This window comes from Streptomyces sp. NPDC015144 (assembly GCF_043079735.1).
Taxonomy (GTDB): Bacteria; Actinomycetota; Actinomycetes; order Streptomycetales; family Streptomycetaceae; genus Streptomyces.
Genome location: NZ_JBIBUU010000009.1, coordinates 170,269 through 183,801 on the forward strand (window position 1 = coordinate 170,269; position 13,533 = coordinate 183,801).

General features: G+C 70.1%; 11 protein-coding genes and 2 tRNA genes. 4 read left to right on the forward strand and 9 right to left on the reverse strand.

From position 1 onward, the window contains the following. Positions 1-174: 174 nt before the first annotated feature. Together ACF08W_RS17880 and ACF08W_RS17885 are read right to left on the reverse strand one after the other, a co-directional pair. Positions 175-1,077, reverse strand: a complete 903-nt coding sequence (locus ACF08W_RS17880; protein ID WP_385202773.1) for a rhomboid family intramembrane serine protease — start codon at positions 1,075-1,077, stop codon at positions 175-177. Positions 1,078-1,251: 174 nt separating this feature from the next. Continuing rightward, on the reverse strand, positions 1,252-1,779 hold the full coding sequence (locus ACF08W_RS17885; protein ID WP_352274066.1) for a peptidylprolyl isomerase: 528 nt from the start codon (positions 1,777-1,779) through the stop codon (positions 1,252-1,254). Between the two features lie 363 nt (positions 1,780-2,142). On the opposite strand from ACF08W_RS17885, the gene ACF08W_RS17890 reads away from it, so the two are divergent. Further along, a complete protein-coding gene (locus ACF08W_RS17890) occupies positions 2,143-2,838 on the forward strand; it encodes a DUF5324 family protein (RefSeq protein WP_385202770.1) in 696 nt (231 codons plus the stop codon). Positions 2,839-3,093: 255 nt separating this feature from the next. On the opposite strand, the gene ACF08W_RS17895 is transcribed toward ACF08W_RS17890, so the two are convergent. Next, positions 3,094-3,166 (reverse strand) — tRNA-Ala (locus tag ACF08W_RS17895). Between the two features lie 170 nt (positions 3,167-3,336). Here ACF08W_RS17895 and ACF08W_RS17900 point away from each other — a divergent pair. Then, on the forward strand, positions 3,337-3,885 hold the full coding sequence (locus ACF08W_RS17900; protein ID WP_385202767.1) for a helix-turn-helix domain-containing protein: 549 nt from the start codon (positions 3,337-3,339) through the stop codon (positions 3,883-3,885). 48 nt (positions 3,886-3,933) lie between these two features. Continuing rightward, on the forward strand, positions 3,934-5,250 hold the full coding sequence (locus ACF08W_RS17905; RefSeq protein WP_392279790.1) for a serine/threonine protein kinase: 1,317 nt from the start codon (positions 3,934-3,936) through the stop codon (positions 5,248-5,250). 25 nt (positions 5,251-5,275) lie between these two features. Here the strand turns inward: ACF08W_RS17905 and ACF08W_RS17910 are convergent, their stop codons facing one another. Both ACF08W_RS17910 and ACF08W_RS17915 read right to left on the reverse strand, forming a co-directional pair. Then, positions 5,276-6,616, reverse strand: coding sequence for a hypothetical protein (locus ACF08W_RS17910; protein ID WP_392279791.1), 1,341 nt, complete (start codon positions 6,614-6,616; stop codon positions 5,276-5,278). A gap of 188 nt (positions 6,617-6,804) precedes the next feature. Continuing rightward, positions 6,805-6,939: a DLW-39 family protein gene (locus ACF08W_RS17915; RefSeq protein ID WP_312002983.1), complete on the reverse strand. Its 135-nt coding sequence runs from the start codon at positions 6,937-6,939 to the stop codon at positions 6,805-6,807. A 307-nt stretch (positions 6,940-7,246) separates the two neighbouring features. On the opposite strand from ACF08W_RS17915, the gene ACF08W_RS17920 reads away from it, so the two are divergent. Beyond that, positions 7,247-7,621: a DUF6344 domain-containing protein gene (locus tag ACF08W_RS17920; RefSeq protein WP_392279792.1), complete on the forward strand. Its 375-nt coding sequence runs from the start codon at positions 7,247-7,249 to the stop codon at positions 7,619-7,621. Between the two features lie 291 nt (positions 7,622-7,912). On the opposite strand, the gene ACF08W_RS17925 is transcribed toward ACF08W_RS17920, so the two are convergent. The 4 genes from ACF08W_RS17925 to gyrB form a co-directional block, all read right to left on the reverse strand. Then, positions 7,913-7,989, reverse strand: a tRNA-Ile gene (locus ACF08W_RS17925). 76 nt (positions 7,990-8,065) lie between these two features. Continuing rightward, the gene (locus tag ACF08W_RS17930) at positions 8,066-8,674 is read right to left on the reverse strand and encodes a DUF3566 domain-containing protein (protein WP_352274060.1); all 609 of its coding nucleotides are present in this window, start codon (positions 8,672-8,674) and stop codon (positions 8,066-8,068) included. 93 nt (positions 8,675-8,767) lie between these two features. After that, positions 8,768-11,392 (reverse strand): DNA gyrase subunit A, encoded by a 2,625-nt coding sequence (gyrA, locus tag ACF08W_RS17935; RefSeq protein WP_385202756.1) that lies wholly within the window; start codon positions 11,390-11,392, stop codon positions 8,768-8,770. 47 nt (positions 11,393-11,439) lie between these two features. Next, the gene (gene gyrB, locus ACF08W_RS17940) at positions 11,440-13,497 is read right to left on the reverse strand and encodes a DNA topoisomerase (ATP-hydrolyzing) subunit B (RefSeq protein ID WP_352274058.1); all 2,058 of its coding nucleotides are present in this window, start codon (positions 13,495-13,497) and stop codon (positions 11,440-11,442) included. Between the last annotated feature and the right edge of the window lie 36 nt (positions 13,498-13,533).

A 13,533-nucleotide genomic window follows, 5' to 3' on the forward strand; every position in this document is an offset into this window, starting at 1 on the left:
GACGCCGGTGTGACTGCAGTGTCCCTCATCGGGGGATGACACGCCCCTTGTCCCGACTGGAGAAACCCAGCTCAGCGACAAGGGGCACAGTTGTTCCCACCGAGCGCGCAAGATCCGGCACGCGCTGTGGACAAGTACGACTGCGGATGAGCCGTTCGGGCCGCCCAGGGCCGCTCAGGTCAGGGCGGCCGTTCTACCGACGACCACGAGGACCACGGCCAGCAGGACTAGGGCGCAGGTGCCGTACTGCACCAGCGAGCGCCGCTCGCGGGGGGCGTACACCATGCCGACGGCGATCACCATGCCCGCGATCAGCCCGCCCACATGGGCCTGCCAGGCGATCCCGCCCCAGGGGTTGAACGTGATGACCAGGTTCACCGCGAGCAGTACGAGGACCGGGCGCATGTCGTAGTTGAGCCGGCGCATCAGCACGATGGTGGCGCCCAGCAGCCCGAAGACCGCCCCGGAGGCGCCGAGCGAGCTCTGGCCGGGCGCGGCGAGCCAGTAGGTGAGGGCGCTGCCCGCCAGGCCGGAGAGCAGGTACAGCGTGAGGTACCGGGCCCGGCCGAGCGCCGCCTCCAGCGGGCCGCCGAGCCACCACAGCCCCAGCATGTTGAACGCGATGTGCCACACCTCCTGGTGCAGGAACATCGACGTCACCAGCCGGTACCACTGCCCCTCGGCGACGCCTTCGAGCGGGCCGCCGTAGTAGATCTGGTGGCGGCCGAACAACATCAGCCGGACGACCAGCTCCGTGCCCTGGGCCAGGACCGCCAGATACACGGCGATGTTGATACCGAGCAGGATCTTGGTGATCAGGCGGGGATCGGCGGCGAGGGAGCCGCCCGGGGCCTTGCGCGGCGCCCCGGGGGCGGGGACGTGTCCCGTACCCGACCCCTGGCCGGCGCAGTCGGGACACTGGAAGCCGACCGAGGCGTCGACCATGCATTCGGGGCAGATCGGCCGCTCGCAGCGGGTGCACCGGACGTTCGCCTCGCGGCCGGGGTGGCGGTAGCAGCCGAGCGAGCCGTCCACGGCGGGCGGCTCGCCGCCGCTCGGCGGCTTCTGCTGATCCATGGGTCCCATCGCTTCCCGTCCCCTTCCGGTCCTGGTCATGGCGGGCACGGCGCCGTGACGGGGGCGGCATGCACCCTGCCGCCCCGCTCGTCCACTATGTATCAATACGGACGAACGGGGCGGCAGGTTCCCGGTCCGGGGATCAATCCGTGACCGGGCAGCGACCCGTGGTGATCATCGGGTCTCGATGACGACCGACTCGATCACGACGTCCTGCAGCGGACGGTCGGTACGGGGGTTGGTCTGGGTCTCGGCGATCGCGTCCACGACCTTCTTGCTGGCCTCGTTGGTGACCTCACCGAAAATGGTGTGCTTGCCGGTCAGCCAGGCGGTCGGCGACACGGTCACGAAGAACTGCGAGCCGTTGGTGCCCGGTCCGGCGTTGGCCATGGCCAGCAGGTACGGCTTGTTGAAGGCGAGATCGGGGTGGAACTCGTCGGCGAACTGGTACCCCGGCCCACCGGTTCCGTTGCCGAGCGGGTCGCCGCCCTGGAGCATGAAGCCGCTGATGACGCGGTGGAAGATGGTGCCGTCGTACAGCGGGGCGCGCGTCGGCTGTCCGGTCTTGGGGTCCGTCCACTCCCGCTCGCCCTTGGCGAGCTCGACGAAGTTCTTGACGGTCTTGGGCGCGTGGTTCGGCAGGAGCCGGATCTCGATGTCGCCCTGGTTGGTCTTCAGGGTGGCGTAAAGCTGCTCAGCCACGATCTGCCTTCCGTGAGTCTTGCGTGATGTCGGTCGCCGGGGCATCGGGCCCTCGGTGCCGCTCACCGATTGTCCATCGTCAGTGACGCTCCATCGATCCTCGCACGGACCGCGCGCCCGGGCCGACCGCCGCCGCCCGGGGGGCGCGGCACTCACCTCCCTGCCGCATCACAGGACGAAGCGTGACATCACGCTACGGAGGTTCCCGCCGCGCCGGACCCCTGGAACGCCGGGGGGGGGTGCGCCCCACACAGCCGGGTACCCCGGATGCCCGCCCCGCATGCCGGACCGGAATCCGGCAGGCATGATCTCGGAATGGGTGGAAAGGCGGAGTATCGACCCGCCACCAAGGAGGAGGATCACGTGACCCGCATCGACAGCGTGCGCGCCGCAACCGACTCGGCGAAGGAGAGCGTGCAGCACGCCGCGGACGTGGTGGCGCCCTACGCCGACACGGCCAGGGAGCAGGCCGCGTATCTCGCGTGCGAGGCCCGCGCGCGGCTGGCGCCGAAGGTGTCCAAGGCGGCCCAGCAGGCCCGCGACCAGTACGGTTCCCATCTGGCGCCGCGGATCGAGCAGGCCCTCGCCCATGTGCCGCCCCGGATCGACGAGGCCGGCCGCCGCGCCGCGCTCCGTACCCGCCTGGCGGCCCGGTCCGCCGCGGAGTACACCGTGCCACGGGTCGAACAGGCGATGGCCGCGGCCCAGCCGATGGCCGAGGAGGCCACGGCGCGCGGTGCCGCCGCGCTGGCCGCCCTGCGCGGGCAGGTCACCGCGGACGAGATCCGACGGCTGGACAGGAGGCACGCGCGCCGGGCGAAGGCCGGACGGCTGGGCCGGTGCTTCCTCGTGGCCGGTCTCGTGGCGGGCGGCGCGTACGCCCTCTGGCGCTGGTGGGACCGGCAGTCCGACCCCGACTGGCTGGTCGAACCGCCCGCCGCCACGGAGGTCTCCGGCCGTACGCCGCTGACCTCGGTCGACGGCAGCGGACCGGCCGAGCCCGACGAGGGGATGGCCGGTGGGACGGACGGGCCGGAAGGACCGGACGGCGGGCGCTGAGCGCGGTCCGGTTCCGCCGGCGGTGCGCCGCGGAGGGCCCGGACCGGTGCGACGGACCCGTCCGGGCCCGGAGCGCCGCGTCAGGTGTGCGGCCCGGGCCCAACGGCCGTGCGGACGACGGCAGTACGAACCCGGCCACGCGAACTCGGGCCCGGGCCGCTCGCCGACAACTCCATGCCAGGGCGTCGGCATGGAAAAATCAGGACAGAAAAACCCCTCCGATCCTGTTCCCGCAGATCGGAGGGGTTGAAGGTGTGGAGCCTAGGAGATTCGAACTCCTGACATCTGCCTTGCAAAGGCAGCGCTCTACCAACTGAGCTAAGGCCCCGAAAACGGACAGCCACGGACACTTGCCCGTCCCGGCCACCGCCGCAGACCAGAGTACCGGGTACCCCCCGGAATCCTGCAAACAATATGGGGTCTCCCGGTCGGCGACCACGCTCCGTAAGATGCTCGGCGAGGTTCGCAGCAGCGAAGCCGCAGCGAAGGGGAGACGCCATGGACGCAGCGCAGCACGAGACAACGGCACGGGCCCGTGAACTCCAGCGCAGTTGGTACGGGGAACCTCTCGGTGCGCTGTTCCGCCGGCTGATAGATGACCTCGGCCTCAACCAGGCCCGGCTCGCCGCCGTGCTCGGGCTGTCCGCCCCCATGCTCTCGCAGCTCATGAGCGGCCAGCGGGCGAAGATCGGCAACCCCGCGGTCGTCCAGCGCGTCCAGGCGCTCCAGGAGCTCTCCGGGCAGGTCGCGGACGGCAGCGTCAGCGCGGGCGAGGCCACCCAGCGCATGGAGGAGATCAAGAAGTCCCAGGGCGGATCCGTCCTCACCTCGACCGGCCAGACCACGACCACCGGCGGCGCCCCCACCGTCCGTCGCGTGGTCCGCGAGATCCAGTCGCTGCTGAGGTCGGTCGCGGCGGCCGGAGACATCATCGAAGCCGCCGACTCCCTCGCCCCGACCCACCCGGAGCTGGCAGAGTTCCTCAAGGTGTACGGCGCGGGGCGCACCGCGGAAGCGGTGGCGCACTACGAGGGACACCAGGGCTAGCCCTTCCCGTCGGGGGGACAGGGCGGATCAGGGAGCGGGCGCAGCGCTATGGGTGAGGTCTTCGCCGGACGGTACGAGCTGATCGATCCGATCGGGCGTGGTGGGGTCGGCGCGGTCTGGCGGGCCTGGGACCACCGGCGCCGCCGTTATGTGGCGGCCAAGGTCCTTCAGCAGAGCGACGCGCACACGCTGCTGCGCTTCGTCCGCGAGCAGGCGCTGCGGATCGAGCACCCGCATGTGCTCGCGCCCGCCAGCTGGGCCGCGGACGACGACAAGGTGCTGTTCACCATGGACCTGGTGAGCGGCGGTTCGCTGGCCCATGTCATCGGTGACTACGGTCCGTTGCCGCACCGTTTCGTCTGCACCCTCCTCGACCAGCTGCTGTCCGGCCTCTCCACGGTGCACGCCGAGGGGGTGGTGCACCGGGACATCAAACCGGCCAACATCCTTATGGAGGCGACCGGTACGGGCCGGCCGCATCTGCGGCTCTCCGACTTCGGCATCTCCATGCGCAAGGGCGAGCCGCGCCTCACCGAGACCAACTACGTGGTGGGAACGCCGGGTTACTTCGCCCCCGAGCAGATGATGGGCGCGGAACCCGACTTCCCGGCCGACCTGTTCGCGGTCGGCCTGGTCGCGCTCTATCTGCTCCAGGGGCAGAAGCCCGACGCGCAGGCGCTCGTCGAGCACTTCGCCGCGTACGGCACGCCCTCCGCCCCGGAGGGCATACCCGAGCCGTTGTGGCAGGTCCTGGCGGGGCTGATCCAGCCGGACCCCCAGGCTCGGTTCCGTACGGCCACGGGTGCCCGCAAGGCGCTGCTGGCCGCGGTCGAGATGCTTCCGGAGCCGGGGCCGGACGACGAGCCGGTCGAGGTCTTCGACCAACTCGGGCCGCTGCCTCCGGGCTTCGGCCCCGACGGCCCGGTGAAGGCCGAGGAGCCCGCGCAGCAGCCGCCGCACGCCCGGCCGCCGGTCTCGATGTCGGAGACGGGCAGCTTCCACCTTCCGCCGCCCCCGCAGCAGCCCACGCCCACGTCCGCGCCCCAGCCCGTTCCCACGCCCGCGCCCGCGCAGCCCGGCACGCCGCACTCCACCGTTCCACCGCAGCCCGCTCACCCGTACGCCGCGGCGTACGGACAGGACGCCCCGCAGGACCTCTCGCAGGCGCCCACGGCCGCCGTACGGAACGAGCCCCCGCTCACCCGGGCGTACACCCTCGGCCAGCCGCAGACCCCGGCGCACGCCCCCGTCACGGCCACCGCTCCCGGGCGGCGTCCGGGACCGTCCCCGAAGGTGGCGGTCCCGGTGCTGCTGGTGGCGCTGGTCTGCTTCGCGGTGGGCATCTGGGCGCTGACCCAGGCCTGACCACCCCCACGGGCCCGGAGACGGCTCAGAAGGCCCGCGGCGGGTTTCCGTACGGTTCGCCGCCGGCCGGAACCGCCGGGGCGGCGGCCGCGCGCCGCCGCGCCAGCAGGGTCCATCCACCGAGGCCGAGCACCAGCGCCGTCCCGGTGCCGATCCCGGCCACGCCGACCACCGTCATGGTGTCGCTGCGGGCCGCCTGCGGACCGCTCTTCCCGGAGTGCGCCAGGTCCTTGTCGTTCTTGGTGACCGAGAAGGGCCCGGCGTCGCCCGCGTACGGCGAACTGCCCGCCTTCCCCTCGACCTTGACCTTCAGGGTCAGCGGAATCGCCCGGTCCCCGTACGACTTCGCGACGGCCGGGCTCAGCGTCACCGACAGGTAGTACCAGCCGGCGAACCGCATCCCGGAGACGCTGCCCGAGAAGTCGAAGCGGTTCTCGTACGCCACCGGCGGCAGCGGGTCCAGCGAGACGGAGGCGGACTTCCCGGAGTACGAGAGCGGGGTCGCCGAGTCGACGTGGCCGTGCGCCGGATTGTCCAGGGAGAGCGCGAGTGCGTTGCCGACGTACGCGTCCGAGGTGGTGCTGTTGCTCAGGTCGGCGGTGGCGAAGATCTGCTGGCCCCAGTCGACCGGCACCCGGTAGAAGAGGGTCTGCCCCGGCCGGATGCCGCCCTCCTCCTGCCACTCGCCGGTCTCCAGACCGGTGGCGTCGTAGTAGCTGCTGCCCCCGGACCGCTTCTGCGGGGCGGCGGTGGGCGGTGGCGGCGAGGCCGACGGCCAGTTCTCCGGGGCCTCGGTCGGCATCGAGCCGGCCGCCTTCGGCTCCGGCTCCGCCACGTAGCGCAGCTCCAGGTCCCAGGGTTCCTGCGAGGAGCTGCCCTTGCTCTCCCGCTCGATCAGGACGTTGTACGTCCCGGCCTCCTGGCAGGTGCTGCCGTCCTTCTCCACCATCCGGTAGGCGTACGCGGCGATCGGCCGCGGGAACTCCGCCGACTGGAACCGCGCGTCCTCCGAGCTGCACCGCAGGTCCGTGCTGTCGCGGACGCTGACCGTGATCCCGTCCCCGTACGCGACCCGGCCGCCGCCCTTGGGCACGGCCACCGCCGAGACGTACGCGTTGGTCCGGGCGTCGAGATCGAGGCGGTAGTAGAGCTTCTCACCGGGCTTGATCGAGCTCCGGTAGACCGATCCGTCCTTCAGGACCGGGGCCTGGGTGCTGAACTCGGCCCCCGCGACCCGTTCCGCCCCCGGATCGAAGGCGTACGCGGGAACCTCCCCGGCCCCGTACGCCAGTCCCGGCAGCGTCGCCGCCATCCACATCGCCGCGACCGCGGCCAGCGCCACCCGGCCCCTGCTGCGCCGCCTCATCACGCGCTTCCCCTCGTCGTCCGCCCCGCCCCGCGACGCCGTGCCGCCGCCCCGGGGACCCGGCCGTTTTGCTCAGGCAACGTATTGATGTGCTCCGACGAACTTCAAGAGCACGGCCGTCACGGTCCCGCAACAGCACGAAGCCCCGGCCGCTCGGCGACCGGGGCCCGCAATCAGGCTGTTCTGACTCACACACCCGAACCTGCGGGCACGGAGTCGGTCGCCTCCGTCCACAGATCCTGCTCGGCGCGATCCGCCTGGATCTGGCGGTACACGAGGAGCCCGCCGATGGCGGCCAGTGCGACCAGGAGAAACTTCTTCACCGCGCGACCTCGTCTTTCCTTGACGTAGGGGACTTCTGCCGCCCGACTATACACACCGGCCGATATCAACCGGTGACCTGCCTGTGGCCCAACTGGCGCCCGGGGAAAAGCGATCCTTCGGGGCGGCGGGGGACGGCGAAACCCGGCCCGGTCCGTGACCTGCGGCGGATCCGCCGGAGCCGGTTGAACCATACGAGTGGTGTTCATCCGAAGATCCGCGAATCGGTGGCGTCGGTCCAGTAAATCGGCGGTCCGATCCACATCATCGGAAAGGTAAGCAAACCGGACCACCCGAAAGCGAGGGGTCATGAACTCCTTCCAGCCCAGGAACATCTGGACCTCCTTCGTCACCGCCCTCTTCGCCCTCCTCGCCGCGCTGGGCTTCATGAGCGCCCCGGCCTCGGCCACGCAGCAGAGCGCCGCGGAGTCGGCCACCACGACCCACGAGCACATGGCCGAGACCACGGCGACCGCGACCACCCCGAGCGTGCGATGGACCCTTCCCCGCGACCGGGCCCTGCCACCCACGATGAAGCAGCGCATCCGCGCCGAGGCACACGGTTCCTCGCCCGCCACCCGCCATCTGCCCTCCTACGACGGAACGGACGCCGGGGAGACCAGGGGCGCCGCCCGCACCTCGCACGGGGCCCCGGCCGGGGACGCCTCCCTGCTGCCGCCCTGACGGCCGCACGACCGACACCTGAGCCCCCGGACCGGTTCGCACCGGACGGGGGCTTCTCCGTGCGCCCAGCGGCCTCTCCCCGCCGTCCCACACGGACCACTCCAGCCACACCGTCCGCACCGGCCACCGGGCGGTACGCCCCGGCTCCCGCGACGAACACGACCGGCGTCCCGCCCCCATGGCGAGGGATCAGTTCCCGGCGTGCGCCCGAGCCCGTCGCCACGTCCTCGGCGCCCCCACGCCTGTACACACGACGAAGGCCCTCACCGTTTCCGGTGAGGGCCTTCGTTCTGGTGGGGCTAACAGGATTTGAACCTGTGGCCTCATCCTTATCAGGGATGCGCTCTAACCAACTGAGCTATAGCCCCGCCGCGCTGTTGTGTCGCGCTGACCTCTGAAGATTAGCGCACGTCGGGGCCAGTCCCAAAATCGGTATCCGGCGGTCTACTCGTCCTCGGCCAGCGTGAGCTCGACACCGCCCACGAAACCGGCCGACAGGTTGTAGATGAACGCGCCCAGCGTCGCCAGCGCGGTCGCCAGCACCACATCGATCACGGCGATGACCGAGGTGAAGATGAGGACCTTCGGCAGCGACAGGAACGCCTGCAGGTCGAAGCCGGCGCCGTCGCTGGAGCCGGTCGCCTCGCTTATCGTCCCGCCGACGGCCTCGAAGACGCCCATCGCGTCCATGACCATCCAGAGCACGGCGGACGCCACCACCGTGCAGATGCCGAGCGCGATGGAGAGCAGGAAGCTCACCTTCATCACCGACCACGGGTCGGCCTTGGCCACCCGCAGCCGTGCCTTGCGGGTACGCGGGGTCGTCCGCGCCCCCGTACGCGGCTTGCGCGCCGCCTGAGCGGCGCCCGCGCCCTGTGCGCCGCCGTGCGTACCGTGCTGGCGGCCGCCGCCCTGAGTACCGCCGGCAGGCGAGGGATACGCCTGCGGCGGGTGATACGGCCCGCTCTGCCCCGGTGCGGGCTCGCGCTCACCGGGCAGCGGCCCGGTCGCGTAGCCCTCGTACTGGGGCTGAGGCCCCCGGGTGTCCGTCACAGTGCCCCCTTGGGAGTCCGTGGCGGGGCCACGGGCACCGTTCGCTCCTGCTCCGGAAGCGGCCGAACCGGCGCCCGTGGCTCCACTCACGCTCTACTCCTCGTGCTCCCCGGCCGAAGGCGACGTGCCTTCGACATTGCCTTCGACCGTGCTCTCGGCACCCTCCGCCTCGGCGGCCCCGGGGTCCTCGGACCCCTCGACCTCTTCGGCCTCGTGGCCGGCCTCGGCGTTACGGGCAATACCGACAACGGCATCGCGCTTGCCCAGATTGATCAGTTGGACGCCCATGGTGTCACGGCCCGTCTCCCTGACTTCATTGACTCGCGTACGAATCACACCGCCGCCGAGCGTGATGGCGAGGATCTCGTCCGTCTCCTCCACCACCAGCGCGCCGACCAGCGAACCCCGGTCCTCGACGATCTTGGCAGCCTTGATGCCGAGACCGCCACGGCCCTGGACCCGGTACTCGTCGACGGGGGTCCGCTTCGCGTAGCCGCCGTCGGTCGCGGTGAACACGAACGTACCCGGGCGGACCACGTTCATCGAGAGCAGCTCGTCGCCCTCGCGGAAGCTCATGCCCTTCACGCCCGAGGTCGCACGGCCCATCGGACGCAGCGCGTCGTCGGTCGCGGTGAACCGGATCGACTGGGCCTTCTTACTGATGAGCAGCAGATCGTCCTCGGCCGACACCAGCTCCGCGCCGATCAGCTCGTCGTCGGAACCGTCCTCCATCTCCCGGAGGTTGATCGCGATGACACCGCCGGAACGGGGCGAGTCGTAGTCCTTCAGCGCGGTCTTCTTCACCAGGCCGCCCTTGGTGGCCAGGATCAGGTACGGCGCGGCCTCGTAGTCGCGGACCGCCAGGATCTGCGCGATCCGCTCGTCCGGCTGGAAGGCCAGCAGGTTGGCGACGTGCTGCCCGCGGGCGTCCCGGCCCGCGTCGGGCAGCTCGTACGCCTTGGCCCGGTACACCCGGCCCTTGTTGGTGAAGAACAGCAGCCAGTGGTGGGTCGTCGAGACGAAGAAGTGGTCGACGATGTCGTCTTCCTTGAGCTTCGTTCCGCGCACGCCCTTGCCGCCGCGCTTCTGCGAGCGGTAGTCGTCCGTCTTCGTGCGCTTCACGTAGCCGCCACGTGTGATCGTGACGACGATGTCCTCCTCGGCGATCAGGTCCTCGATGGACATGTCGCCCTCGAAGGGCACCAGCTTGGAGCGCCGGTCGTCGCCGAACTTCTCGACGATGGCCGCCAGCTCCTCGCTGACGATCTTCCGCTGCCGCTCCGGCGACACCAGGATGGCGTTGTACTCGTTGATCTTCGCCTGGAGCTCGTCGTGCTCGGCGGTGATCTTCTGGTGCTCCAGCGCGGCCAGCCGGCGCAGCTGCATCTCCAGGATCGCGTTCGCCTGGAGCTCGTCGATCTCCAGCAGGCCCATCAGGCCCTCACGCGCCACCTCCACGGTCTGGCTGCGCCGGATGAGGGCGATGACCTCGTCGATCGCGTCCAGGGCCTTCAGCAGGCCGCGCAGGATGTGCGCCCGCTCCTCGGCCTTGCGCAGCCGGAAGCGCGTACGGCGGACGATGACCTCGATCTGGTGCGTCACCCAGTGGCGGATGAACGCGTCGATGGAGAGGGTCCGCGGCACCCCGTCGACCAGCGCCAGCATGTTGGCGCCGAAGTTCGACTGGAGGTCGGTGTGCTTGTACAGGTTGTTCAGGACGACCTTGGCGACCGCGTCCCGCTTCAGCACCACGACCAGGCGCTGGCCGGTCCGCGAGGAGGTCTCGTCGCGCACGTCGGCGATGCCGCCGACCTTGCCGTCCTTCACCAGGTCGGCGATCTTCTGCGCCAGGTTGTCCGGGTTGGTCTGGTACGGAAGCTCCGTGACGACCAGGCACTGCCGGTTCTGGATCTCCTCGACCGCGACCACCGCGCGCATCGTGATGGAGCCGCGCCCGGTGCGGTACGCCTCCTCGATGCCCTTGCGGCCCACGACCAGCGCGCCGGTCGGGAAGTCCGGGCCCTTGATCCGCTCGATCAGGGCGTCCTGGAGCTCCTCCTGGGACGCCTCGGGGTGCTCCAGGTACCACTGGGCGCCGTCGGCGACCTCGCGCAGGTTGTGCGGCGGGATGTTGGTCGCCATCCCGACCGCGATGCCCGCGGAGCCGTTCACCAGCAGGTTCGGGAAGCGGGCCGGCAGGACCGTCGGCTCCTGGTTGCGGCCGTCGTAGTTGTCCTGGAAGTCGACGGTCTCCTCGTCGATGTCCCGGACCATCTCCATGGACAGCGGCATCATCTTGCACTCGGTGTACCGCATGGCGGCGGCCGGGTCGTTGCCCGGGGAACCGAAGTTGCCGTTGGAGTCCACCAGCGGCATCCGCATCGACCACGGCTGCGCGAGGCGGACCAGCGCGTCGTAGATCGAGGAGTCGCCGTGCGGGTGGTACGTACCCATGACGTCACCGACGACGCGGGCGCACTTGTAGAAGCCCTTCTCGGGCCGGTAGCCGCCGTCGTACATCGCGTACAGCACGCGGCGGTGGACGGGCTTGAGGCCGTCCCGCACGTCCGGCAGCGCACGCGAGACGATGACGGACATCGCGTAGTCGAGGTAGGAGCGCTGCATCTCCGTTTCGAGCCCGACGGGCTCGACGCGCATGCCCACACCGGTGACGGCGGGCTCCTCTTCGGGTGTCACAGGGGTGTTCTCGTCGGCCATTGCTGGTCAAAGTCCTTTCGAGCGGCGGCTTGGCTGGTACGGCCGACTCAGATGTCGAGGAAGCGGACGTCCTTGGCGTTGCGCTGGATGAACGAGCGCCGCGCCTCGACGTCCTCGCCCATCAGCACCGAGAAGAGGTCGTCGGCCTGCGCCGCGTCGTCCAGCGTGACCTGGCCGAGGACCCGGTGGTCGACGTCCATCGTGGTGACGCGCAGCTCCTCGGCGTTCATCTCGCCGAGACCCTTGAAGCGCTGGATCGAGTCCTCCTTGATCCGCTTGCCGCTCTGCTTGCCCAGCTCGACCAGGGCGTCGCGCTCCCGGTCGGAGTAGGCGTACTCGAAGTCGTCGCGGCCCCACTTGATCTTGTAGAGCGGGGGACGGGAGAGGTAGACGTGCCCGGCCTCGACCAGCGGACGCATGAAGCGGAAGAGGAAGGTGAGCAGCAGGGTGTTGATGTGCTGACCGTCGACGTCGGCGTCCGCCATCAGGATGATCTTGTGATAGCGGAGCTTCTCGATGTCGAAGTCCTCGTGGACCCCGGTGCCGAAGGCCGAGATCAGCGCCTGGACCTCGGTGTTCTGGAGGATCTTGTCGACCCGGGCCTTCTCGACGTTCAGGATCTTGCCCCGGATCGGCAGGATCGCCTGGTACATCGGGTTGCGGCCGGACTTCGCCGAACCACCGGCGGAGTCACCCTCGACGATGAAGATCTCGCACTTCGTCGGGTCGTTGGACTGGCAGTCGCTCAGCTTGCCCGGCAGCGAGGCGCTCTCCAGGAGCCCCTTGCGGCGGGTCAGGTCGCGCGCCTTGCGGGCGGCCACGCGGGCGGTGGCGGCGGCGATGCCCTTGCGGACGATGTCGGCGGCCTCGTTCGGATTGCGGTCGAACCAGTCCGTCAGGTGCTCGTGGACGACCTTCTGCACGAAGGTCTTGGCCTCCGTGTTGCCCAGCTTGGTCTTGGTCTGGCCCTCGAACTGCGGCTCGCCGAGCTTCACCGAGATGATCGCCGTCAGACCCTCGCGGATGTCGTCACCCGTGAGGTTGTCGTCCTTCTCGCGCAGCAGCTTCTTGTCGCGCGCGTACTTGTTGACCAGCGTGGTCAGCGCGGCGCGGAAGCCCTCCTCGTGGGTACCGCCCTCGTGCGTGTGGATCGTGTTCGCGAAGGAGTAGACGCCCTCGGTGTACTGCGTGTTCCACTGCATGGCGATCTCGGCCGAGAGGAGGCGCTCCTTGTCCTCGGCCTCGATGTCGATCACCGACTGGTGGATGACGTCGCCCTTGCGGGAGTTGAGGTACTTCACGAAGTCGACGATGCCGCCCTCGTAGTGGTACGTGACGGTCTTGACCTCGGCCTTCTCGTCCGCACCCGCCTCGTCCGCGCCGCTGGTCGCCTTCGCCGACTCGCGCTCGTCGGTGAGCCGGATCGTCAGGCCCTTGTTGAGGAACGCCATCTCCTGGAAGCGGCGCGCGAGCGTCTCGAAGGAGTACTCGGTGGTCTCGAAGACGTCCGGGTCGGCCCAGAAGGTGACCGTCGTACCGCTCTCCTCGACCTGCTCGTGCTTGGCGAGCGGGGCGGTGGGGACGCCGTACTTGTAGTCCTGCGTCCAGCGGTAGCCGTCGCGCTTGATCTCGACCGAGACCTTGGTCGACAGGGCGTTCACCACGGAGACACCGACACCGTGCAGACCGCCGGAGACGGCGTAGCCGCCGCCGCCGAACTTGCCGCCCGCGTGCAGCACGGTCAGCACGACCTCGACGGCCGGCTTCTTCTCCACCGGGTGGATGTCGACGGGGATGCCTCGGCCGTTGTCGACCACGCGCACGCCGCCGTCGGCCAGGATCGTGACGTCGATCGTGTCCGCGTGGCCGGCGAGGGCCTCGTCGACGGAGTTGTCGACGACCTCCTGCACCAGGTGGTGCAGACCGCGCTCACCGGTCGAGCCGATGTACATGCCGGGTCGCTTGCGGACCGCGTCCAGACCTTCGAGGACGGTGATCGCGCTGGCGTCGTACGACGAGGCGCCCTCGCTCCCACCGGGTGTAGACGGAATGTTCTCGTTGGGGTTGCCGGAATCGGCCACGAAGCGCCCTCTCTGGCACAGCACAGGCCGTTCTCCGGGCAAACGGGAGCGGCTGCGTCG

What these genes read in the sequence shown, in the direction of transcription:
- gyrA (WP_385202756.1), bottom strand. Translation starts at nt 11,392, where the DNA reads ATGGCCGACGAGAACACCCCTGTGACACCCGAAGAGGAGCCCGCCGTC.
- ACF08W_RS17910 (WP_392279791.1), bottom strand. Translation starts at nt 6,616, where the DNA reads ATGAGGCGGCGCAGCAGGGGCCGGGTGGCGCTGGCCGCGGTCGCGGCG.
- ACF08W_RS17920 (WP_392279792.1), top strand. Translation starts at nt 7,247, where the DNA reads ATGAACTCCTTCCAGCCCAGGAACATCTGGACCTCCTTCGTCACCGCC.
- ACF08W_RS17905 (WP_392279790.1), top strand. Translation starts at nt 3,934, where the DNA reads ATGGGTGAGGTCTTCGCCGGACGGTACGAGCTGATCGATCCGATCGGG.
- ACF08W_RS17880 (WP_385202773.1), bottom strand. Translation starts at nt 1,077, where the DNA reads ATGGATCAGCAGAAGCCGCCGAGCGGCGGCGAGCCGCCCGCCGTGGAC.
- ACF08W_RS17900 (WP_385202767.1), top strand. Translation starts at nt 3,337, where the DNA reads ATGGACGCAGCGCAGCACGAGACAACGGCACGGGCCCGTGAACTCCAG.